The following is a 23,024-nucleotide window of genomic DNA, read 5'->3' on the forward strand; positions in this document are numbered from 1 at the left end:
CAAATATTTTTTTGTTTTTGGCTTACTTGTCGTGGCTTTTGTTGCGCTGATAAGCCTGAATCTGCCGCTCTAGTTCTCGTTTAATTGCAGGCTCTGGAGCATATTTTTCTTCCCAGTCATCCGGTTTCAGAATCTTATGCGTTACTGGGTCAAAATGCGCTTTTCCATCTGGGAAAATTTTCCCCATATTAGCCTGATGGACAATATCAAAAATCCGCTCGGGATCCACTCCCATCAAGACAAAGCTGCCATAAGTGAAGTAAAGCGTGTCGATTAGGGCGTCTACTTGACCGACTAACGAAACTTCGGCCTCTCGCTTGCTGCGAACCTTGGTAGCCGCCTTATCCAAAGCCTGGTGCATCCTTGAAATGGATTGATCAAATTCTGCTTCGGAACGACTGGCCGCTCTGAGAAATTCAACTAGCTCTTCCAACTTAAAATCAGCACGATGCCGTGCATCTTCTGGTGTCCAAGCGATTGGCTCTTCCTGCGTGCATTCATCCATCACACCATGGAAGGTCTTTACTTTATTGAAATGATGATCGCTGGAAACAAAGACTTTCTCACTTGCCAGAATACCGAAATGTTCCAGCGCGCGATGGATACCATCCTGACTGTTGCTGCTAGTCGTGTGCTTAGCCACTTTCTTGACAGAGCTGGTTCCATTGCCCATGGCAATAGATAAGCCGACACCCGACAGCATTTCTAAGTCATTGTCCGAGTCCCCGAAAGCCATCACTTGATTGATATCAAAGCCATATTCCTTGCCAACTCGGCGAATTCCTTCCAATTTGGACATGTCTTGATTGATAATATCCGCTGCATAGGGGCTCGACCGAGTAAATTTCAAATGCGGAAAATCCGCTTCAATCTTTTGACTTTCAGCTGGATCCGCCAATATAAGCACTTGATAAATCGGCTCTTGAATCAACTGTAAGAGCTCCTTCTCCTGCTGAGGAAGCGCCTTGCCGATAACTCTATTAAAACCACGACTAACTGTTCGAGCCCATTTCTTAGGGATAAACTGGCTGGCCCACTGAGAAAAAGAACTCATGCCAAAAGTCATGATTTTTGAACCTTGCATGGCCTCTGCTGTTCCAAAGGAAATTTCCTTCCGGTGCTTCTTAGCGTAGGCAATCAAATCGCGCAGGCTTTGTTTGTCAATCGGCGTAGCAGAAATCACCTTGTCTTTTGCAAAAATATACTGGCCATTATAGGTCACCGCAAAATCTAAATCCAGCTGTTCCATAAAAGGTTTGACAAAGAAAGGACCGCGGCCTGTTGCTAAACCGACCAAAATCCCTTGTTCTTTCAAACTTTTAATGGCGGCCTCTGTCGATTTCAAAACCGTTCGACTGTCATTGACCAGTGTCCCATCGATATCGAAAAAGACGGCTTTTACTTCCATTGATTTTCTCATTCTTTCCTTTTATGATACAATAAATTATAACACAATTCACGGAGAAGCTCACCTATGAATAAGCGAATTTTAGTTTTACACACTGGCGGGACCATTTCCATGCAGGCAGACGGAAGCGGTGCTGTCAATAGCAGCCATGATAATCCCATGAACCATGTAGCCGTGCCTTTAAGCGGCATTGAAGTGGCCGCGCTTGATTTCTTCAATATCCCTAGCCCTCACATCACTCCCCAGCACATGCTGGAACTCTACCAAAAAATAAAGTCTGATGCTGATCACTACGACGGAGTGGTCATTACTCACGGGACAGATACTCTGGAGGAGACAGCCTACTTCCTTGATACCATGGACCTGCCTGACATTCCTGTTGTTCTGACCGGAGCCATGAGGAGTTCTAATGAATTAGGCAGTGATGGGCTTTATAATTACCTAACCGCTCTGCGAGTTGCCAGCGACGAGAAAGCCCGTGGCAAGGGAGTCTTTGTCGTCATGAATGATGAAGTCCATGCTGCCAAATATGTCACCAAAACCCATACCACGAATGTCAGCACCTTTCAAACTCCGACGCACGGCCCTTTAGGTCTCGTTATGAAGCAAGAAATCCTCTATTTCAAAACAGCAGAGCCCCGCGTTCGTTTTGACCTGAACAGCATTTCTGGGCTTGTCCCCATCATTCCAGCCTATGCCGGTATGAAGACAGAACTCCTAGATATGCTAGATTTGCCAAAGCTAGACGGTCTGATTATTGAAGCCTTTGGCGCTGGCAATCTACCGAGAGAAGCGGCTGAAAAATTAACAGAGATGGCAAAAGCAGGTCTTCCCATCGCCCTAGTCTCACGTTGCTTCAACGGCATAGCCGAACCTGTCTATGCTTATGAGGGGGGCGGCGTTAAGCTACACCAAGCTGGAGTCATGTTTGTCAAGGAGCTTAATGCCCCAAAAGCCCGCATCAAATTGCTAATCGCTCTCAACGCTGAATTAACTGGTAAAGAATTAAAAGACTATATTGAAGGATAAGACCAAATAAGCCTGTCATGCTTTTGTGACTGGCTTATTTTGATTAGATAAAGAGCTGAAATATAGACTCTGCTATTTTACTGAGATAGTCAATAACCATAACTCGGAACTCCTTTTACTCCTTTTTTAAATTCTTTTTTATAGTTGACTTTAACTTCTACTTTCATCTTGCTACCTCGTTTCTTTTAATGCTGTCATTATAATTCTGAAAACTTAAGGAAGGCTTAGAATTTTCTTGCAGAAAGCTTAAGATAAGTGTCATGCTCCTGTCCCGACAACCATAGCTCTAGACTCAACCATGCACTTGGTTAAAAGCTACGACACTCACACCTCTTCACTTCGCCCGATCACTTTTCCGAGCGAAGCCTCAAAAACTGGACTTACTAAGACGCATAAAAACCTAGGAAGTTCTTCGTCCTAGGTTTCTCATTGTTTCCTTTAGTCTAGATAATCCCGAAGCTCCAAATGTCGGGCAATCAGGCGCCAATTGGCATCTTGCCGCCAGTTGGGATTCGCCACAATCTGGCTGGCTACCTTGCGCGCTTCTTCCAAAATCGGATAATCCTCCACGATGTCCGCCACCTGAAACTCTGGGATACCGGACTGGCGGGTACCGAAAATTTCACCAGAACCTCTCATCTTGAGGTCTTCCTCAGCGAGAACAAAGCCATCTGTGGTCTCCGTCATGATTTTCATGCGCTGCTTCCCAGACTCCGTCTTGGGATTGGCAACTAGCACGGCATAAGACTGCTTGTGACCTCGGCCAACCCGCCCCCGTAATTGATGAAGCTGGCTGAGACCGAAGCGGTCAGCATCCATGATAACCATGATGGTCGCATTTGGAACATTGACCCCGACTTCAATAACTGTAGTCGACACTAGAATATCTGTTTTCCCGACCTTGAAGTCTTGCATAATGGCTTCTTTTTCGTCATTTTTCATGCGACCGTGGAGGAGAGCCACCTGAGCCTGATTGGCAAAGTAGGCCTTGAGCTCTTCCTCTAGAGCAATCGCGTTTTTCAAGTCCAATGCCTCTGATTCTTCAATCAAAGGAGAAATAAAGTAGACTTGAGCCCCCTTGGCCAGCTCTTTTTTCATCCAGTCTAAGACCACTTCCAGCTGTTCGTGCTTGACCCAGCGGGTGATGATAGGCTTGCGACCAGCCGGCATCTGGTCAATGATGGAGACGTCCATATCGCCAAAAGCTGTAATAGCCAGAGTCCGAGGAATAGGCGTAGCCGTCATCATGAGGACATCAGGATTGTCTCCCTTTTCCCGTAAAATCCGGCGCTGGTCCACCCCAAAACGATGTTGCTCATCAATAATGACCAGACCCAGTCGATGATAAACCACCCCTTCCTGAATCAAGGCATGGGTGCCGACCACCATATCTACTTGCCCCGACTCTATTGCAGCCAAGGTCTCCCTACGTTCAGCGGCTTTCATCCCACCAGTCAGGAGGGCCAAATTCAGCTCAGGAAAGAGCTGAGTCAGGCTATCCAGATGCTGCTCAGCCAAGATTTCTGTCGGAACCATCAAAGCCGACTGGTAACCAGCCGTATAGGCGGCATACATGGCCAAGCCAGCCACCACGGTCTTACCACTGCCAACATCTCCCTGCAGGAGGCGGTTCATGTGACCAGGCGATTGCAAATCACTGAGAATTTCTTCCAGACTCCGCTTCTGAGCCTCAGTCAGGGCAAAAGGCAGCTCGGCCTTCTTTTGAGCCAACATTTTTTCCTGCCAAGGGATAGCTAGTCCCTGGCTGACATCCTTGGTCTCCTGCTTTAGAACTTGCAACTGCATCTGAAAATAAAACAGCTCTTCAAATTTAACCCGACGCAAAGCCTGCTTGTAGTCCGCCAGGTCCTTTGGAAAATGCATAGCCCGCACAGCTTGAGTGCGCCCCAAAAGCTGATAGCGCTCCCGAAGGACAGGAGGAAGATTTTCCTCCAATAACTGATCCAGACCTTGGTCAAAGGCCACCTTAATCAGCTTGACTAGACTGGCCTGACTAATTCCTTGGGCAACTCGATAAACAGGCTGCAAGTCGTCCTCAACCTGAGCCAGAAGCTTCATGCCAGTCAAACTGACCTTGGCTTTGTCCCACTTACCAAAAACGGCTATACTAGCTCCCACTTCAATCTTGTCTGCCAGATAAGGCTGGTTAAAGAAATTAACCGCCAAAGCGACTTCTCCCTGCTTGATGGTAAAACGCAGGCGATTGCGCTTGTAGCCATAATACTGGACATTGGCCGGGGTCACAACCTGACCAGAAACAACCGCCTTCTCTCCATCCTCCAAGTCTAGGACATTCTTGCTCTTAAAATCCTCATAACGAAAAGGAAAATAAAGCAGCAAATCCTGCAAACTCTCTAAGCCCAGCTTGGTAAATTTTTCTGCTGATTTCGGTCCCACACCAGGCAGAACCGTCAAAGGTTGGTGTAAATTCATAATTCCTCTTTCAGTTCTGATACTGTACGGTGCTAAAATCACAGACAAGGGAGGAAGCAAGCTAGAACATTATCAAATACTTCAAGCGCTTCCCTTCATCTCTCTTTAGTCTTTATAAACTCTCGGTACGCGGTCGCTAATCAAGCAGACCACCTCATAGTTAATGGTGCCACGCTTTTCTGCCACATCTGTCGCCGTAATGGTCTCAGCTCCGCTATTTCCAATCAAAACAACTGGCGTGCCAAGGGGATAAGCCCGAGGCAGGCGCACTGTGATCTGATCCATGGAAACCCGGCCGACAATAGGACAGCGCTGACCATCGACCAAGACGTCAAAGCCCTGCATATCTCGTGTCCAGCCATCCGCATAGCCTAGAGGAATGGTACCAATAATTTGCTGGCTATCACTAGTATAAGTCGCACCATAACCAACATGGGCACCCACCTGAATTTCTTTGACATGGACCAAGGCTGATTCTAAGCTTAAAGCTGGTTTGACCTCATAGGGCAACTCCAGCACCCGTCCGCTAGGATTAAGCCCATAGATAATATCTCCCAGACGAACAGCATTCATAATTGTTTCACTATGCCAAAGAGTAGTTGCTGAGTTGCTGGCATGAACAATCGGCGGCAGGAAATCTAACTCACTTAAAATTTCTTCAAAACGACTTAACTGAGCTGAAAAATTGGCAGTCTCTATCTCATCGGCCGTTGCAAAATGGGTAAAAATCCCTTCTACAAAGGCACCCGCTCCCTGCAAACGATGAATGGCCTCTCGAACTTCTTTGCCAGAGCGAAAACCAATGCGGCCCATCCCAGAATCAACCTTGATATGAACGGTCAGCCCAGACAGATCGCTCTGCCTATTTAAGAGCAGCTCCAACCATTCTAAACCAGCAACTGTTAAGGTAATTTCCTTCTCAATGATCAAGGGAACCACATCCACTTCAGAAACTCCCAAAATCAAGATTTTTTTGCTGAGTCCAGCTTCGCGAAGCTCTAAAGCTTCGTCGACATTAGAAACGCAAAAACCATCTACAATAGGGTCGATATATTTTGATACAGCAACTGCTCCATGTCCATAGGCGTTCGCCTTGACAACCGCCCACTTTTCAACTTCTTCTGGTATATGACTTATAATTTGTTCAATATTAAAGTAAATTGCTGATAGATCGACAACAGCTTGGCTGGGTCTATGTAGACTAGCTTTCATTTTCTTCCTCCAAAATAACACTGGCAATAACCTGATTGCCTGCATGACTGATGGATACCCAGACCTTGCCATCAAAAGGTGACAGGCTAAAGTAGGGAGCTCCTTGTTGATTGTTCAAGATTTCCAAATCCTGAAAGGTCACTTTCCCAATCCCCGTTCCCCAGGCCTTGGAAAAAGCTTCTTTTGCCGACCAACGACCGGCTAGATACTCCATTTTCCTTTTCCCTTTCAATTCTTCGAAGCGGGAAAATTCTTTTGGTGTCAATACTTTCTGGGCAAAGCGAGAATTCTTGCTATAGGCCCGCTCAATAGAGGATACTTCCTCTAAATCAATTCCATGTCCTTTAATCATATTTCTCTTGAGTAATGCGAGAAAACTCAGCCGATTCCCAGCTGAGTTTATCCTTTCAGACAGTTGATTTCAAACTGAAAACCCCTGTCTTCCTTTCACTTTTTATTTAGCTAAAGCATCATAAATTTCTTCAATCAGCTGGACAGTATTGTCCCAGCCTAGGCAAGGGTCAGTGATAGATTTACCAAAGACTTCAGGCTCATTTTGCCGTCCGTCTTCCAGATAAGACTCAATCATAAAACCTCGAACCGTTTGTTTGATTTTCTCGTTCCAAGCACGATTGATAAGGGTTTGACGGACAATCCGAATTTGCTCCATATACCGTTTGCCTGAATTATCATGATTGGTATCAATAATGATAAAAGGATTTTCCAAGCCTAATTTTTCATAGTTAGCAATAGCATCTAACAAAATTTCATAATAGAAATTTGGGCGGTTTTTGCCATATTCATCAATGGAGCCGCGGAGAATTGCATGAGCCAGCGGATTTCCAGAAGTCTCTACTTCTTGATTGTGGAAGAGGAAGGTTTGCATATTCTGAGCAGCATAAATCGCATTGAACATTACTCCCAAATTACCAGAAGTTGGATTTTTCATCCCGACTGGCGCATCAATTCCTGATGCTACAAAGCGGTGTTCTTGATCCTCCACTGAGCGAGCTCCAACTGCGTGATAGCTAACCAAATCATCCACCAGTCTCAAATTGGTAGGATAAAGCATCTCGTCCGCAGTTGTCAGACCAGTTTCCGTAATCACACGGTAGTGCAGCTGACGAACTGCTTGAATCCCATTAATAAGGCTAGGTGCTTTCGAGGTGTCTGGCTGGTGAACCAAGCCCTTATAGCCGTCACCATTAGTACGCGGTTTGGCAGTATATACCCGCATCACAATAAAGACTCTGTCCTCCACCTTTTTTTGCAGTTCAGACAGACGGCGGGCATATTCTAAAACAGCATCTTCATTATCAGAAGAACAAGGACCGATGACTAGGAGAATGCGATCATCCTGACCGCTGAGAATCCTAGCAAGCTCCTGATCCCTTTTATTTTTGTTGGCTAAAGCTTGGCCGCTCAGTCTCGTTTTTGACTTGATTTGCTCAATATCAATTCTCTGACCTTTTTCGATAAATACCATATTATTGCCCCAATGTTTCATAAATCTCGCGGACCAATACTTCTGTATTGTCCCAGCCCAGACACGGATCCGTAATGGATTTCCCAAAAATTTCTGGCTCATCCTGACGGCCGTCTTCCAAATAAGATTCAATCATAAAACCTCGAACAGCCGACTTGATTTTCTCATTCCAATCACGATTAATCAAGGTTTGACGGACAATCCGAACCTGTTCCATATACCGTTTGCCTGAATTATCATGATTGGTATCAATAATAATGCAAGGATTTTCCAGCCCCATCTTTTCATACTGCGCAATTGTATCTAACAGGTTATCATAATAGTAATTAGGAATATTTTTCCCATATTCATTGATAGAGCCCCGCAAAATCGCATGAGCAAGGGGATTGCCACTGGTTTCAACCTCTTGGCCTAAGAAAAGAAAACTCTGCTTGTTTTGGGCAGCATAGATGCCGTTGAACATAACATTGAGATTACCAGAAGTTGGATTTTTCAAACCAGTCGGAAAACTTGCCCCACTGGCTACAAACCGATGTTGCTGATCCTCAACAGAGCGAGCTCCAATCGCCATATAAGAAATCAAATCATCCACTAAAGGAAGGTTTTCAGGGTAAAGCATCTCGTCAGCCGTCGTCATGCCAGTTTCTGAAATCACGCGATAATGCAGGTTGCGAACCGCCTTAATGCCGTTGATTAGACTAGGTGCTGCTGTCGCATTGGGCTGGTGAATCAATCCTTTATAACCGTCACCATTGGTACGTGGTTTAGCTGTATAAACCCGCATCACCATAAAAATCCGGTCTTTGACTTCTTCTTGAAGAGCAGAGAGACGCTTGGCATATTCCAAAACAGCTTCTTCATTATCTGAAGAACAAGGTCCGATAACCAAAAGAATCCGGTCATCCTCGCCACGGATAATGGCTTCCAATTGACGATCACGCTCTTGCTTACGGGATAAAATATCGCCTTCTAGCTTTGCAAGCTGACGCACTTCTGCTACGTTGATTGGTTGACTAGTTGCTTTAAATGCCATCTTCTCTCCTTAACTACTTACGGCCATGACAATTCTTAAATTTCTTTCCTGAACCGCATGGACAAAGATCATTTCGCTTAACTTTAGACAAATCTATATCTTTAAGAAGATTCGGGATCTTAGCAGAAATATTCCGAGTAGCTGTTGTACTGATATTGTGCTCTGTACGCGGACGCTCTTGCTCATGAATCTGTGCTTTCATCATCAAACGCGTCACATCAAATTCAATGGAACCGATCATCGCATTAAACATACGGAAACTTTCTGCTTGGTACTCAACAACCGGATTGTTTTGAGCATATCCACGAAGTCCTACAGCCTGACGTAATTGATCAAGTGCGTCAATATGGTCTGTCCACTTACTGTCTACTACACGCAAAATCAAAACCTTCTGGAATTCACGTACGGATTCTTCATCTCGCAGTTTTGCAATTTGGTTATCATAAACTTCTGAAGCACGCTCAAATAGATAAGCTTTGATTTCTTGGTCTGATTTTCCTTCTAAATCATTCTCAGAAATAGAATCTTCTGAGACCAGATTGTACTTAGCAAAATTCAGGATAGCTGCAAGCCTTTCGCTCGCTTCAGCACGGCTGTTGCCATCTACGATCCGATCAATTGTCCGTCTAATCATAGCATGGATCTCAGGACTCAAATCACGATTGGCAGTGATCACATCGTAGCGTTCTGCATAGATAATTTCCCGCTGTTCGCGCATGACATCGTCATATTGAAGGACTTGCTTCCGGGTGTCATAGTTATTTCCTTCAACCCGTTTTTGAGCGCCTTCAACTTGACGAGTCAGCATCCGAGATTTGATAACAGACTCTTCTTCGCTGAGGTTCATCCGCTCAAGCAGAGCCTTGATTCGCTCAGAACCAAAACGACGCATCAGCTCATCTTCAAGCGACAGATAAAACTGAGATTCACCTGGGTCTCCCTGACGCCCTGAACGTCCGCGCAACTGATTGTCAATCCGGCGACTTTCGTGACGCTCTGTACCGATGACACAAAGTCCACCCAGCTCACGCACACCCTCACCCAGCTTGATATCCGTACCACGTCCGGCCATGTTGGTCGCAATCGTTACAGCACCGCGCTGGCCAGCATTCATGATAATTTGTGCTTCTTTGTAGTGATTTTTGGCATTCAAAACTTCATGAGGCACACCAGCTTCAACTAATTTTTTAGAAATAAAATCACTAGTTTCAACGGCAACCGTACCGACAAGAACCGGCTGGCCTTTCTCATAACGTGCTTTTACATCTTGAACGACTGCTTTGAACTTGGATTCAAGACTTGGATAGAGCAAATCTGGATGGTCAATCCGAGCTACAGGACGGTTCGTAGGGATTGGAATCACTCGGATATTGTAGGTTTCACGAAACTCTTCTTCTTCTGTTTTTGCTGTACCGGTCATTCCAGAGAGCTTCTTGTACATTCTGAAAAGATTTTGATAAGTGATAGAAGCCGAGGTCTTAGTTTCATCTTGGATTGGCACACCTTCTTTTGCTTCAATTGCTTGGTGCAGACCATCTGAATACCGGCGTCCTTCCATCGTCCGACCGGTAAACTGGTCAACAATCAAGACTTCTTGCTCCTCACTGACTACATAATCAATATCCAAAAGCATGATGTAGTTGGCTCGAAGGGCATTGTCAATAAAGTGAGTCAGAGCAACATTTTCAATATCATAAAGATTATCTAACTTGAAATAGCTCTCAGCTTTGTCGATACCAGAATCCGAAAGGCCAATGGTCTTAGACTGAACATCAATGATGTAATCCTCTTTAGCAAGAGATTTTACATAATGATCCGCCATGTGATAAAGCTGATTTGTATCAGAAGAGGTTGGACCAGATACAATCAGGGGCGTACGGGCCTCGTCAATCAAGATTGAGTCCACCTCATCAACCAAGGCGTAATTAAGCGGGCGTTGAACCATATTTTCAGCGCGAACGACCATATTGTCACGCAGATAGTCAAAACCGATCTCCGCATTGGTTGAATAAGTAATATCACAAGCATAGGCTTCTCTCTTTTCAATAGAAGATTTAGCCGCTAGGTTAATCCCAACCGAAAGGCCCAGCCAAGAATACAGCTCACCCATTTCAGTTGCATCCCGCTCTGTCAGATATTCGTTGACAGTGACAACGTGTACTCCTTTTCCTGCAAGAGCATTCAGATAAACCGGCATCGTTGCGGTCAGAGTCTTTCCTTCTCCTGTACGCATTTCCGGAACGTCTCCGTGGTGGAGGACAATCCCCCCCATGATCTGCACTTTATAAGGAAAGAGCCCCAGAACGCGCTTAGCACCTTCTCGGACAACTGCAAAAGCTTCATACAAAAGATCATCTAAACTTTCGCCTTTCGCACAACGCTCTCTGAATTCTGCTGTCTTTGCTTGCAGTTCTTCATCAGTCATCGCAGCCATTGTATCTTCATAAGCAATGACCCGATCTGCCATTTTCTCTAGTTTTCTTAATTCTCCTCTATCATTTTCAATGATTGTTCTTAAAATATTAGCCATTTTTTCCCTTACTTGTTTGTGTTCTGTTTTTAAATGTTTCTTCTCATTATAGCACGTTTCCCTATATCTTTCAAGAATGAAAGAAGGAGTAAGAAGACAAAAAAACACAGTCATTTCAATCTTTAACTGCATTTTTCATCCCGCTTTCAAATGATAAGAATGGTTTGAAACCATAATAAAAACGCATGAAATCTGTTTTAAGAATCTTTTCATGCGTTTCTCTAACATCAATCATTCCACAGAGCACAAGATCGGCTAGTCCTTTTCTATACCTTGTACTGCTTTTAGCCAATATCTGAATTCCCAGCGTAAAGGACTACCCTGCGAAATCTTTTTTCTAATTGCTTTTTGATAAGCTAAATACTGATGATCATAATCATCCCAGCGACTCCAAGGTTGCTTTGGTTTTTCTAGGCCCAGATTACTGCTAGAAATGTCAAAAACATAGTTATCCAACGGAACATGCAAATACTCAAACACTTCATCAAATGAAGTCGCTTCAAGCATATATAAATACTTGATGGTCATATTGAGCCATTTTTGCGCATGGCCATATGTAAACACAACCCCATTGTCTAAGTAAATCCTTTTCATTTGATTGCTTACATTTTGGTGCCAAGAATCAAAAGAATCTTGATTGGGAATGTCCTTCAAAGAGAGTTTAGGTAACTCTTCTGCAAATATTAAGTTTACTTTTCGTCGTAACATTAGCCTAACATCATCTGGCAACGGCTTCAGTCTTAGCGTTCTGTTCATATCAAGATAGGCCCGCCCGCTTGCTGCTTCGATAGGATTTGAAAAATCACCAAATTAGACATACTTCAAGAAATCAAGAATATCTTCATCAACACTTGTTTCTCTTACCTTATCAAGCACAAAATCCGCCTTTCTCTATGGATGGCTGACAATCAGCTGCAAGTCGCCAGACAAAGTCCATTCTTTGACGTCGCTTGGCAGGATGAAATGCTCCCCTTTTTCAAGAGGATAAACTGTTCCATCAACTTCCAGCTCGCCAACACCTTCCAAGACGCTAAACAGACTGTAATCTGCTGTCTTTTTAAACTCAACAGAACCAGCAATGTCCCACTTGTAAACAGCAAAGAAGTCATTGGCTACCAAAAGAGTAGACGTCAAATCGTCTGCCTGAATGGTAACGGGACGGCTATTAGCTGGCTCACCGATAGTCAGAACATCAATCGATTGCTCCAAATGCAACTCACGAAGATTACCAGCATCGTCCTTGCGATCAAAGTCATAGACCCGATAGGTTGTGTCGCTAGACTGCTGAGTCTCTAAAATCAGAATCCCTGAGCCAATGGCATGCATGGTTCCACTTGGTACATAGAAGAAGTCGCCAGCCTTGACTGGAATTTTGGTCAGGAGATGATCCCAGTCCTTGCTCTCGATTTGCTGGCGCAGCTCTTCCTTGCTCTTGGCATTGTGACCGTAGATAATCTCTGCTCCTTCGTCTGCAGCGATAACATACCAGCACTCAGTCTTGCCAAGTTCGCCTTCATGCTCTAGTCCATAAGCATCATCAGGATGGACCTGAACACTGAGCCAGTCATTGGCATCTAAAATCTTCGTCAAAAGCGGAAAGACAGGCTCTGGACGATTGCCAAAGAGCTCACGGTGCTCGGCATAGAGAGCATCTAACTTCTGACCGGCAAAGCGTCCATTCTTGACAGTTGACACGCCATTAGGATGAGCTGAAATAGCCCAGTATTCGCCCACATGGTCGCTAGGAATCTCATAGCCAAAGACATCGCGCAGCTTAGTGCCGCCCCAAATCTTCTCCTGCATCACAGACTGTAAAAATAATGGTTCTGACATAACAACATTCTCCTTAAATATTTTTTACATCCAATAAGGAATAGCCCTTGGTGTCGAAACGATTACGGCTTCTTGAATATTCAATCGGCCGACCATTTTCCAGATAAACGACCTGTTCCACTTGTAAAACAGGATCGGAAACCGAACAATTTAGGTACTTTTGATCATAGTCATCTGGCTGGCGCCAACCCCTTTTGCAAGTTTCGATTGAGTAGGCAACAAGGAGGCTATTGAGTAATTTTATCTCAGAGAACATCGGCTATTTCTTCATATTTTACTTTGGCCAAGCTCTCTTCTGCTTCTTTTTTCTTAATCTTATTATAATACAGACTCTGTCTGTTTGTCCAGTACGCCTACCGTCCAAGCCATTATACCAAAAATCTGCCTCTTCTTTTTTTAAATGTCTATACTTTTCATTTATTAAAGTATACTTTTGAGAAATAAAAACACAAGCCTAGCATAGCTAAACTTGCATTCAATTTATGACAATCAATGATGTACTAATCTACTCTTCTCATAATGAAGCTGAAAACTAAGCAAAACAGCCCAGAGCAGACTCAGCCGCTGCAGCTTGCAAACCAAATGAGAAGTGCTTATCAAATAGTCCACCTGCCTCGGTTTCAGAAAATCCTATTAAATCATTGCTTTTCACTTTCTCCTCGGCTATTCTTGCATATCCAGAATCTTGGCACCAATTTCACGGTAGGACATATCTCCCAAGACCTGCAGCGTAAATTGCCCCTTTTCATATTCGACAACTGTCACACTACCATTTTGGACACCAGGATTTTTGGTAATGGCTGCGTCGATCAGATAGGTAAAAGTCCCAATGGTCATACTGTGGCTGACAACCAAAGCATTGCCCCCACCAGCAGCTTCCACATCTTGAGCAATAGCCGTAAACCCTTCTAAAATCCGACCACCAAGCTGTTCCCAAGGTTCAGCCCAGCCAGCTGTATCCACTTCAACCAAGCCATTTGCTAAATCTGGCAGGCTCAGTTCTTTATAATCGTCTGTATCCAGCACCCGCGGAATGACCCCGTGGAAAAGCTCTCCACCATAGGCACCGTCAAAACTACCAAAACACCACTCCCGGATGCGCTTGTCAAACCGATAAGAAATCTTGCCCGTTAGTTATAACTCTTCCAAAACAATCCCCATAGTCTGAATCGTGCGACCTGAATCACTGGAGAAGGCTTTTACAAATTCCAAGCCAGACTCCCGCAACCCAATACCCAACTCATGAATCCCGCGTTCACCTTCCGCTGTCAGCGGTGTGTCCGACCAGCCCTGAGCTCGGCCAATGGTATTAAACATGGTCTTGCCATGGCGGATAATAAACAGTCTTGTCTTTGTCATATTCTCTCCTAAATTCCCCTTGAAATGATGGCAGCCCTGCCTTTCAACATCAAACTAGCGCAGACTGGGATGAATAGTCTCCTCTACCTGAATCAAATCCTTGCGGGAATAACTAACCATAAGCGACTGATTTTCTTGCAAAGTATACCAGACTCCGCCCTCGTCCAAGTAATAAAGCGACTGATCTGACCCTGCCAATTTCAGTAACTTTTTGCTGCCAACCCGCTCCTTCCCCAAATAGGTGAACAGTTCTCCTGCTGAATCAACTTTCCCAACCAGTAAAATCTTGCATTGGTAAGAATTGCCGACTTTCATAAATTCAAAATTATTGAAATCCAAAAGCAATGAATCATCAAAACAGCGCTCCTGACGTCCAGTGTCCACATTTTCCAAGATGAGAACCCGAGTCGTGCCATACTCTTCAATTGATTGCAACTTATACATAGAAAATCTCCTTTCCAGCTATTTTATTCGAAGGGGGAGTTGAAAAGAGCCAGTTAGCAGCACCCAGTGATTGCTCACTTTAATTTTTAAAACTGTGAATCGGTGCTGGAATTTGACCGCCACGCGCGATAAAGGCAGCTGACGAAGCCTGATTGACCTTCATGACCGGAGCTGTTCCCAAGAGTCCGCCAAATTCAATCATATCACCTTCCTTGCCTTTTGGAATAATCCGTACAGCTGTCGTCTTCTGATTGATGACACCGATCGCCGCTTCATCCGCAATCATGGCTGCAATGGTTTCAGCCGGTGTCGCCTCTGGAATGGCAATCATATCCAAACCTACCGAGCAGATAGCTGTCATAGCTTCTAGCTTTTCTAAATTGAGCGAGCCATTTTGCACAGCAGCAATCATGCCCTCGTCCTCTGAAACAGGAATGAAAGCACCAGACAGTCCGCCAACCTGATTGCAGGCCATGACACCGCCTTTTTTGACTTGGTCATTGAGAAGGGCAAGTGCCGCTGTTGTACCATGAGTGCCAACTGTTTCCAAGCCCATTTCTTCCAAGACACGGGCTACTGAATCACCGACTGCCGGCGTCGGAGCCAGACTCAAATCAACAATCCCGAACTTAACGCCCAGACGCTCGCTGGCCATCTGACCGACCAACTGGCCGATACGGGTGATTTTGAAGGCCGTTTTCTTGACCGTTTCAGCGACAACGTCAAAGCTCTCACCACGGACCTTTTCCAAGGCTCGCTTGACAACGCCTGGCCCAGAAACGCCAACATTGATGACCACATCTGCCTCACCGACACCATGAAAGGCACCTGCCATGAAAGGATTGTCCTCTACCGCATTGGCAAAGACGACCAGCTTGGCCGCACCCATGTCAGAAAGCTGGGCTGTTTCCTTGATAATCCGTCCCATATCCGCAACTGCCGTCATATTGATGCCAGTCTTGGTTGAGCCGATATTGACAGAGGAGCAGACCTTGTCTGTCTCAGCCAAAGCCCGCGGAATGGAATTAATGAGGATTTCATCCCCTTTTTGATAACCCTTTTGCACCAAGGCCGAGAAGCCACCGATGAAGTCCACACCGATTTCTTTTGCTGCCCGATCCAGAGCATGAGCCAGAGGCAGATAGTCCTTTGCGTCCGTAGCTGCCCCAATCAGGGAAATCGGGGTAACAGACACCCGCTTGTTGACGATGGGAATCCCCAGCTCAGCTGCGATTTCATTTCCGACCATCACCAGATCTTTAGCCTTGGTCGTAATCTTTTGGTACACCTTGTCCGCTGCCCGCTCAATATCCGAGTCAATACAGTCCAAGAGAGAAATGCCCATGGTGATAGTCCGAATATCAAAATTCTGCTCCTCAATCATGGCAATGGTTTCTGTAACTTGTCTAATATCCATGCGCCCTCTCCTTAGATATTGTACATAGCATCAAAAATCGCTGCACTTTGAATATTGATTTTGACATTGAGCTCTTGGCCGAAAGTTTCAAACTCACTACGAAGAAGCGCAAAATCTTGTTTTTTTTCACTTGAAACAACTGCCATCATCGTAAAAAACTCATCCAAAACAGTCTGGGAAATATCATCAATATTCAAGCCTAATTCTGCAATTTTAGTAGATACACCGGCCACAATCCCCGTCTTATCTTTTCCAACAACCGTAATAATCGCTTTCATCGTTTGCTCCAATCATATTTATTGCTAATATTGTAGCATAAATGAATAGATTTTGCATGAATTTGCAGAAATCAAGGCTTCAAATTTTGCATAAAACCTTATGTAAAAGCAGTCATAAACAAGTTCTTGAAAAATTAATATTAATTAGAGCGATTAACACTCTTTCTGTCAGTCAGATTTCCAGTTTTTGTCCAAAAAATTACAGATATTAGTCCTTTTCGTTAGAAGTTTAATTTTTTTCTATGCTTTTGATTGAAAACGGTTACAGAACCTGCTATACTAGATTTAAGAACACATTACAAAGGAGGTTTCTTATGAAAGACTCATATAAGAAACGCTTATATACTCAAGTCCTCAGTGTCTCAGCTGCAGTTCTTTTAGCAGTTTTAGTCCAAGGAAATGCTGCCGCTGACACACTCAGCCCTGCTGAACCCCCACAGGAGACCAATAAAGTCAGCACTGTCGTCGAGCAGCCTACGCCTGCAAGCTCAGAGAAAGTCGTAGAAAATGTAACTATTCCTCAAACCGGATCACCAGAGCAAACCAGCCAGCCTGAGGCTGCCCCTGAAAAAGCCGACGCTTCTGCCAATGCAGAGACGCGCGCAGCTGGTAGCGAAGAAAACAAGGTTCAGCTTGCTGACAGCAAGGTTTATATGTCTGAAAAAGCTGTCATTGAAGAAACCATTCAAGAACAGGGAGCTCAAGCTGGTAAGATTACCTGGAAATTAGATAACAAGCCGATTAGTGAGTGGAAAACTTGGAAGATGGCTGATGGAACCTTCTCTGGCGACCCATTTGTCACTGTAGAGGAAAAAGCTGATGGAAATGACCTTAAAGTTTCCCTTAAATTTAATGAGCTATTTGGTCAAGACTTAAGCCTGCGGACACCAAATAATATCCGCAGAACCTACCGCAACTTTATGGGTACTCATGAATTGGTCGGAACCAGTGAAGATCTGGGCCTGACCATTCGCAAGAATATCGTTCTGCGACCTTATGAAGATTTCCATACCCATGATGAAATGCTGGCAGCTATCGAAAAGAGCCGGCAGGATGCTAAAACGGATCGTCTTGTCAAAATCGAAACGACTGGTAAAAGCGCTCAAGGACGCGATGTTAAACTTGGTATCATCAGTTCCGATCAAAAGAGCATTGACGACTATCTCAATACAACCAATCGACTCGCTCTCACTAAACCATCTGAAATGTTAGCAGCTCTGAAAAATGGCACGCTGGACTATAAACTGCCAGTCCTTATCAACAATACCCACGCCGATGAACAACCTGCTATCGACATCATCACTGGACTCTTCAATACTTTTGCGACCAAAGATCAAATTTCTTTCCAAACCACTGATGCTAATGGCAATGCTAAGACTGTCACACTCAGTGTCAAAGAACTCCTCAAGAAATTCATTTTCCTCTTTGACTTTACTGAAAATCCTGACGGAGATGTTGCCAATACCCGTGCCCTAGCTAACGGAATCGATCCAAACCGCGATACTAGCTATCAGGCCAACCCAGAAACCCGTATTGTTGCTGGACTCATCAACAAATGGAATCCAATTGCACTTTACGACATCCACGGCTTTGTCAAGGACTTCCTGATTGAGCCAGCTACTCCACCGCACGATCCAAACTTTGAATATGACCTTTTGTCAAAAAATATGCTGGAAAATGCCCACCACATGGGCCGCGCCGGTGTTGCCAATTCCAAGTATGACCACTACATCATTCCTAAACTGGACTGGGGCGATGGCTGGGATGACTCCTTCTCTGGCTACACAGGTGTTTATGCTATGTACCATGGAATATTAGGACATACCGTTGAAATCCCTGAGGGCAATCAAGAATCCTATAAAGCTGGTTATCACGCTGTCCTTGGAGGTATCTCTTATCTGTCCCAAGATCCTGATAAGCTCATGGAAATGCGCCTCAACTTCTATCTCCGTGGCATCAATAAGGTTGAAGATCCAAAAGCTGAAAATGAATTGGTCGGACCTGACGGCAAGGTTGTTGGACGGGTAAAAAATGGTCAGAAAAAATTCTTCCCTGATTATTATGTCATCCCAATGGGTCTTGACAAAGACAATGATTCCCAACAAGCCTTTAACATGATTGAATACTTCAAGAGAAATGGTGTTGTCATTCAAGAATTGAAGGAAGATATCGGTAACTATAAGAAGAGCGACCTCGTTGTCGATATGGCTCAAGCTAAGCGTGGCTATGCCAACCATATCCTCTACAAAGGATCAAATGAGTCCGCTTGGGCTGCCATGTATGCTGAACTTTTAGTAAACTTCCCAGATATGAGAGGCTTTAAAGCCGAAGCAGTCTTTAAAGATAAACTCTTTGACGGCAAACTCGGCGAAGTTACTGCACTTCGTGCTACTCGCACCAGTGAAGTCAATCATAAAGCTCCATACTATGTGATTGCTAACACATCCGACAGCGCCGTTAAAGCTGTCAACCAAGCTATTCGCGAAGGTAAGAAAGTCTATCTGACAGAAGATGGTTATATCGTTGATACACCAACATTTGCAAATCTGCTGAACAATTATGCTATTTATGGAGACGCTCTTTATAAAGTTCCGACAGGGCAACCTTTGAAAGCTCTTAAAGTCTATGCTCCTCCTCATCAATATTATTGGGCCGGTGTTGATTCTCCTGCTCATACAGCCCTTGCACTGAAAAATCTGGGCTTTGATATTGTCGATACGCCTGAAGAAGCCGATGTCATCGTCCTTGAAAGCAACAAGTTTGATAAGTCTATCCTCGGTCTCAAACCAACAATCGTAGTTGGCGGCTCGGCTATGCAACGCCTTGAAAAACTTGGTGTCCTAGATGGATTTGATGCTGAAAGATTCTCTGGAGGCAGCGATTTTGAAGGACTTATGAAAGCTATTGTAGATGATAAAGATCCATTGACTAGTGGCTATAAGAAGAATGATCTCTTCTATTCTAATTCTGGAAATTGGATTGCTAAGGTGCCAGCTAACTTCAAGACTTTGGCTACAATTGCTGGCAGTGACTACTACATTGCAGGTTGGTGGCCAGGCAACGAAAAACTAGCCAATAAGATCGTAGCTATTTCCGGTAGTTACAAGGAGCATCCACTCTTCGTTTACGCTGGAAATCCAACTAATCGTCTGCACACCATCCACTTCTACCGTTGGATATCCAATGCTGTCTTCGGCAGCCAATTGGCTGAACTGAAAGATCCAGTTCAAGAACCATCTGTTGAAATTGTAGAAATTGTGAATCAAAAACCTCAAGCAGGTCAAGCAACCATAACAACCTACAAACCTACACCTCAACTAGTAAGCGCAACACAGCAAGCCCAACTACCAGAAACAGGCAGCAAGGAAAACACAGCTCTATTTGCAGTCGCAAGCGTTCTTATTGCTACAAGCAGCGGTCTGTTCTTACTGAAAAAGAAAGAAGAATAAAAATATTCCTCTCCTTTTCTGATAAGTAAACCTTTGCTCATTATGCTCTCTAAACTCAAAAATTGCATGGATAAATCTTTTTAGATGTCATCCATGCGATTTTTTATATTACCTGAGCAAAGGCTCAGAAGTATTTTGAACTAGGAAACAGTACATTTTTCCTCTAAAGTTGTAAGCAGACTAAGAAAATCAGCCTGCAATCCAAGGACAAAAAGGTTACCTTGAGGGGTGGTTCCGTATAAGTATAGCCATTCTTAAATCGCACCGCTTCCTTACAAGCCGGGCAGAGAAACCTATCCAACGGATTTACCGTATCTTCCACAGCATTTAGCATTTTTCCGTTTTCCTGACAAGCCATTAACATAGATTATTTTCCCCTTTTACTTAAATTATTCGTAAAAAAAGAGTGAAACAGAACTCATCTTAAAAATTTTAAGTTAAGTTCTGTCTCACCCCCGCAAAGTTGCTCAACAGTCTTCCAGACTGTTGAGCTGGTGGATAAAGAAAACAAAGTTTTTATCAAAAGTGCTATTCTGAGCTTGAAAAATGAAGAACTTTGAAGGTGGGGCAAAGTGCTCAGCTTCCTTTGTTTATATAGTTAGAATTATAAGACACAGTAGTTGAGTGGACTCTAATATGTTGATAAATCAACTTTTACAGCCCTACTCAACCGTGCGGAGGTGGGACGATGAAATCAAGTTTCTACGAAACTACTGATTTCTGCCCCACTCTCATCCTCCACCTCAAAGTAGTGCTTTGAGCAAACAGCTACTGCGACCTTGGTTTATTGCGCTATATAAATTGAAGCTGGAGACTTTCGTTCCAGCTTCAAATTTTTTATAAGGGGAAACAAATTTATTGAATCGCTTCAGCACCGTTCATTTCTTCTTTGTACAACTTCGTATCATACATCTTAATAAATGGATACCAAATTACAAAGGCAGCCAGAGCACAGATAAGTGCAACCACAAAGGCACCAATATTACCACCTGAACCAACGTATGCTCCAATACCAATAGGTGTTGGCCATGGTGTTTGGGCAATCGCTTTACCAGCTAGTCCAAGTTGAACAGACCAGTAACCAATCGAAGCAGAGACGATGGGAGCCAAAATAAACGGAATGGTCAACATTGGATTATACACAATTGGTAGACCAAAGATAAGTGGTTCGTTGATATTGAAAATAGCTGGACCCATAGCTGCTTTTCCAAGCATACGTAATTGATCTGACTTCGCACGGAAAGCAATATAGAAGCAAAGCAATAAGGTCGCACCAGAACCACCGATTGTTACATAAGAGTTGGTAAATTCACCTGCATAAGCAATGAATTTGCCGTCAACGTTTTGTGCCATATTAGCAAGCAAGATCGGACTAACCAGTCCCATAACGATATTAGCACCGTGAATACCGACAATCCAAAGAGCATGAACCAATAAGTAAATCACAACGATACCTAGCCATGTATTAGTGATATGGCTAACAAAGGCAAACGGAATTGCAATAACTTTATAAATATCTGTACCAAATAGGATAAAGATACCGTTAATGAAGAGTACTGCAAATGCAATGACAAAACCTGGAATAAGGGCTGTAAATGAACGAGCAACTCCTTCTGGAACAGCTTCAGGCATCTTGATGACCCAATTCTTCTGCACACAAAGGCGATATAGTTGCACAGCGAGAATGGACATCAGAATCGCAGTAAACATACCTGATGTAGATAGACGTGTCAAACTATCTCCGCCAACAGTCCAACCGCCAATTGTTGCTTTTCCTGTAACGGCTGAAATCACTCCTTTAGAATAAGTTAATTCAGGAATGGTCAAAAAGTAAGCAAATACCGCTAAGAGACCACCATTGAGTGGATTGAGGTTGAGCCCTTCTTCTTCGACATAAATTTTTGTGTATTCATACCCAATAACGATGGCAAAATAGAGAGACAAAATCCCCATTGTACACTTATAAGCTAACAAGTAGAGAGCTTGAATCTTATCAAATGAATTCGCCCACAAATCAACAATAAATTGAAGATTAAAGGCTTGCGGTATAACACTAAGAACCAAGAAAGCAGACCCTACGATTGTAAAGGGAATGCTGGCCATCCCGGCAGCAACAATAGCACGAACAGGACGCCAAGTAGAGACTTTCCCCATTGGTCCCATGAGGTACTTTTCTAGAAATTCAAACAATTTATTCATAATATATCCTCCTATGATGTTTGAAATATAATTTATAAACTAACGTTGAACAGTGGCAATATATTCTTGAATGCGTTTATATTGCTTATCTGTATGGTGATGAATCCGACTTAATTTTCTTAACATGAGAATGGCTAAAAGTAGCCCCAATAAAAGTACAACCGTTAAAACGGTTACAGTGGTTGTACTAATCGAAAAAAATGGAAAGAGGAAATGATACTGTCCCACAAAAACAATTATCAGTAGCAAAACATTTGCTAAAGCAGAAATATTGTAAAAGAACCGCGTTAATATCGCTTCTTTTTGATGAACGCTGTACATTCGTGTTTGTTCCCACATTGCCAACGCCGCTAGAACAGTTAGCAACAAAGGCAACAGCAAAACTAAACCAGCCTTTGAAAGATACAGCATTAGCATCCAATAAAGATTAGCAAAGAAGAAAAATGCTGTCGCGTAGCGGACTGAAAAGTAACGCGTGTAGTACATGTTTTTTATTGCTGCTTCTTTTCGTTTTGCTTCTAGTTCTTGTTTCTCTCTTTCAGTCATGTTTTCCCCTTTCATTCATCTTTTACTTTTCAATCTTTCGATAAAGACTGAGCATTTCAAGTGCTACCTCACGCAAGGTCATAGTTGTCATCAAATGATCCTGAGCATGCACCATGATAATTTCAATTTTGATTTCCGTTCCACTTGCGTATTCTTGTAGCAAATTTGTTTGTGCATGATGAGCTTCCAATAGCTCTGCATTGGCAGCTTCTAACTTTTCAGCAGCTTCATCATAATGCCCTTCGCGCATATCTGCAAATGCTTCATGAACTGTTGTTCTTGCTGAACCACTATGCAGGATAATTTCAAAAGCTGCAACTTGTAATTCTTCCTGATTCATAGACAAT

General features: G+C 43.7%; 17 protein-coding genes and 3 pseudogenes. 2 read left to right on the forward strand and 18 right to left on the reverse strand.

Going from position 1 to position 23,024, the window contains the following annotated elements; all coding sequences use genetic code 11:
- Window positions 1-22 precede the first annotated feature (22 nt).
- On the reverse strand, window positions 23-1,408 hold the full coding sequence (locus STRDD04_RS07030; RefSeq protein WP_062200634.1) for a Cof-type HAD-IIB family hydrolase: 1,386 nt from the start codon (window positions 1,406-1,408) through the stop codon (window positions 23-25).
- A 66-nt stretch (window positions 1,409-1,474) separates the two neighbouring features.
- Here STRDD04_RS07030 and STRDD04_RS07035 point away from each other — a divergent pair, with 66 nt between their 5' ends.
- The gene (locus STRDD04_RS07035) at window positions 1,475-2,437 is read left to right on the forward strand and encodes an asparaginase (RefSeq protein WP_062200636.1); all 963 of its coding nucleotides are present in this window, start codon (window positions 1,475-1,477) and stop codon (window positions 2,435-2,437) included.
- A gap of 438 nt (window positions 2,438-2,875) precedes the next feature.
- On the opposite strand, the gene recG is transcribed toward STRDD04_RS07035, so the two are convergent.
- From recG to STRDD04_RS07100, 13 genes and pseudogenes are all read right to left on the reverse strand, one after another.
- The gene (gene recG, locus STRDD04_RS07040) at window positions 2,876-4,891 is read right to left on the reverse strand and encodes an ATP-dependent DNA helicase RecG (RefSeq protein WP_062200637.1); all 2,016 of its coding nucleotides are present in this window, start codon (window positions 4,889-4,891) and stop codon (window positions 2,876-2,878) included.
- Window positions 4,892-4,996: 105 nt separating this feature from the next.
- Window positions 4,997-6,103 (reverse strand): alanine racemase, encoded by a 1,107-nt coding sequence (gene alr, locus STRDD04_RS07045; RefSeq protein ID WP_062200639.1) that lies wholly within the window; start codon window positions 6,101-6,103, stop codon window positions 4,997-4,999.
- A complete protein-coding gene (gene acpS, locus STRDD04_RS07050) occupies window positions 6,093-6,455 on the reverse strand; it encodes a holo-ACP synthase (RefSeq protein WP_062200640.1) in 363 nt (120 codons plus the stop codon). Before acpS ends, alr begins: the two co-directional genes overlap by 11 nt.
- A gap of 102 nt (window positions 6,456-6,557) precedes the next feature.
- Entirely contained in the window at window positions 6,558-7,589 is a 1,032-nt protein-coding gene (locus STRDD04_RS07055; protein ID WP_062200642.1) for a 3-deoxy-7-phosphoheptulonate synthase, read from the reverse strand.
- A gap of 1 nt (window position 7,590) precedes the next feature.
- Complete coding sequence (locus tag STRDD04_RS07060) at window positions 7,591-8,622, reverse strand: 3-deoxy-7-phosphoheptulonate synthase (protein WP_062200643.1); 1,032 nt, start codon at window positions 8,620-8,622, stop codon at window positions 7,591-7,593.
- Window positions 8,623-8,635: 13 nt separating this feature from the next.
- Window positions 8,636-11,152, reverse strand: a complete 2,517-nt coding sequence (secA, locus tag STRDD04_RS07065) for a preprotein translocase subunit SecA (RefSeq protein WP_062200645.1) — start codon at window positions 11,150-11,152, stop codon at window positions 8,636-8,638.
- 255 nt (window positions 11,153-11,407) lie between these two features.
- The gene (locus STRDD04_RS07070) at window positions 11,408-11,860 is read right to left on the reverse strand and encodes a hypothetical protein (RefSeq protein WP_231853910.1); all 453 of its coding nucleotides are present in this window, start codon (window positions 11,858-11,860) and stop codon (window positions 11,408-11,410) included.
- Window positions 11,861-12,043: 183 nt separating this feature from the next.
- Entirely contained in the window at window positions 12,044-12,985 is a 942-nt protein-coding gene (gene manA, locus STRDD04_RS07075; RefSeq protein WP_062200646.1) for a mannose-6-phosphate isomerase, class I, read from the reverse strand.
- A 13-nt stretch (window positions 12,986-12,998) separates the two neighbouring features.
- A pseudogene (locus tag STRDD04_RS07080) lies at window positions 12,999-13,166 on the reverse strand (UTRA domain-containing protein); the annotation flags it as partial.
- Window positions 13,167-13,648: 482 nt separating this feature from the next.
- Window positions 13,649-14,344 (reverse strand): annotated as a pseudogene (locus tag STRDD04_RS07085) (histidine phosphatase family protein).
- Between the two features lie 54 nt (window positions 14,345-14,398).
- A complete protein-coding gene (locus STRDD04_RS07090; RefSeq protein WP_062200649.1) occupies window positions 14,399-14,788 on the reverse strand; it encodes a hypothetical protein in 390 nt (129 codons plus the stop codon).
- 79 nt (window positions 14,789-14,867) lie between these two features.
- Entirely contained in the window at window positions 14,868-16,205 is a 1,338-nt protein-coding gene (locus STRDD04_RS07095) for a PFL family protein (RefSeq protein ID WP_062200651.1), read from the reverse strand.
- Between the two features lie 11 nt (window positions 16,206-16,216).
- Window positions 16,217-16,483 (reverse strand): ACT domain-containing protein, encoded by a 267-nt coding sequence (locus STRDD04_RS07100; protein WP_062200653.1) that lies wholly within the window; start codon window positions 16,481-16,483, stop codon window positions 16,217-16,219.
- Window positions 16,484-16,797: 314 nt separating this feature from the next.
- On the opposite strand from STRDD04_RS07100, the gene STRDD04_RS07105 reads away from it, so the two are divergent.
- A complete protein-coding gene (locus tag STRDD04_RS07105; protein ID WP_062200654.1) occupies window positions 16,798-19,932 on the forward strand; it encodes an LPXTG-anchored zinc carboxypeptidase in 3,135 nt (1,044 codons plus the stop codon).
- A gap of 247 nt (window positions 19,933-20,179) precedes the next feature.
- Here STRDD04_RS07105 and STRDD04_RS11645 read toward each other — a convergent pair.
- The 4 genes and pseudogenes from STRDD04_RS11645 to STRDD04_RS07120 all read right to left on the reverse strand — a co-directional run.
- Window positions 20,180-20,296, reverse strand: a pseudogene (locus STRDD04_RS11645) (competence protein CoiA); the annotation flags it as partial.
- A gap of 491 nt (window positions 20,297-20,787) precedes the next feature.
- Window positions 20,788-22,131 (reverse strand): PTS cellobiose transporter subunit IIC, encoded by a 1,344-nt coding sequence (gene celB, locus STRDD04_RS07110; protein WP_062200656.1) that lies wholly within the window; start codon window positions 22,129-22,131, stop codon window positions 20,788-20,790.
- A 39-nt stretch (window positions 22,132-22,170) separates the two neighbouring features.
- On the reverse strand, window positions 22,171-22,677 hold the full coding sequence (locus tag STRDD04_RS07115; protein ID WP_062200657.1) for a hypothetical protein: 507 nt from the start codon (window positions 22,675-22,677) through the stop codon (window positions 22,171-22,173).
- 22 nt (window positions 22,678-22,699) lie between these two features.
- Entirely contained in the window at window positions 22,700-23,017 is a 318-nt protein-coding gene (locus STRDD04_RS07120) for a PTS cellobiose transporter subunit IIA (RefSeq protein ID WP_021001470.1), read from the reverse strand.
- Window positions 23,018-23,024 lie beyond the last annotated feature (7 nt).

This window comes from Streptococcus sp. DD04, from assembly GCF_001578725.1.
GTDB lineage: Bacteria > Bacillota > Bacilli > Lactobacillales > Streptococcaceae > Streptococcus > Streptococcus sinensis.

Excerpts from the sequence above, each read along its gene's own strand:
- STRDD04_RS07030 (WP_062200634.1), bottom strand. The coding sequence starts at position 1,408 with ATGGAAGTAAAAGCCGTCTTTTTCGATATCGATGGGACACTGGTCAAT.
- STRDD04_RS07035 (WP_062200636.1), top strand. The coding sequence starts at position 1,475 with ATGAATAAGCGAATTTTAGTTTTACACACTGGCGGGACCATTTCCATG.
- recG (WP_062200637.1), bottom strand. The coding sequence starts at position 4,891 with ATGAATTTACACCAACCTTTGACGGTTCTGCCTGGTGTGGGACCGAAA.
- alr (WP_062200639.1), bottom strand. The coding sequence starts at position 6,103 with ATGAAAGCTAGTCTACATAGACCCAGCCAAGCTGTTGTCGATCTATCA.
- acpS (WP_062200640.1), bottom strand. The coding sequence starts at position 6,455 with ATGATTAAAGGACATGGAATTGATTTAGAGGAAGTATCCTCTATTGAG.
- STRDD04_RS07055 (WP_062200642.1), bottom strand. The coding sequence starts at position 7,589 with ATGGTATTTATCGAAAAAGGTCAGAGAATTGATATTGAGCAAATCAAG.
- STRDD04_RS07060 (WP_062200643.1), bottom strand. The coding sequence starts at position 8,622 with ATGGCATTTAAAGCAACTAGTCAACCAATCAACGTAGCAGAAGTGCGT.
- secA (WP_062200645.1), bottom strand. The coding sequence starts at position 11,152 with ATGGCTAATATTTTAAGAACAATCATTGAAAATGATAGAGGAGAATTA.
- STRDD04_RS07070 (WP_231853910.1), bottom strand. The coding sequence starts at position 11,860 with ATGTTACGACGAAAAGTAAACTTAATATTTGCAGAAGAGTTACCTAAA.
- manA (WP_062200646.1), bottom strand. The coding sequence starts at position 12,985 with ATGTCAGAACCATTATTTTTACAGTCTGTGATGCAGGAGAAGATTTGG.
- STRDD04_RS07090 (WP_062200649.1), bottom strand. The coding sequence starts at position 14,788 with ATGTATAAGTTGCAATCAATTGAAGAGTATGGCACGACTCGGGTTCTC.
- STRDD04_RS07095 (WP_062200651.1), bottom strand. The coding sequence starts at position 16,205 with ATGGATATTAGACAAGTTACAGAAACCATTGCCATGATTGAGGAGCAG.
- STRDD04_RS07100 (WP_062200653.1), bottom strand. The coding sequence starts at position 16,483 with ATGAAAGCGATTATTACGGTTGTTGGAAAAGATAAGACGGGGATTGTG.
- STRDD04_RS07105 (WP_062200654.1), top strand. The coding sequence starts at position 16,798 with ATGAAAGACTCATATAAGAAACGCTTATATACTCAAGTCCTCAGTGTC.
- celB (WP_062200656.1), bottom strand. The coding sequence starts at position 22,131 with ATGAATAAATTGTTTGAATTTCTAGAAAAGTACCTCATGGGACCAATG.
- STRDD04_RS07115 (WP_062200657.1), bottom strand. The coding sequence starts at position 22,677 with ATGACTGAAAGAGAGAAACAAGAACTAGAAGCAAAACGAAAAGAAGCA.
- STRDD04_RS07120 (WP_021001470.1), bottom strand. The coding sequence starts at position 23,017 with ATGAATCAGGAAGAATTACAAGTTGCAGCTTTTGAAATTATCCTGCAT.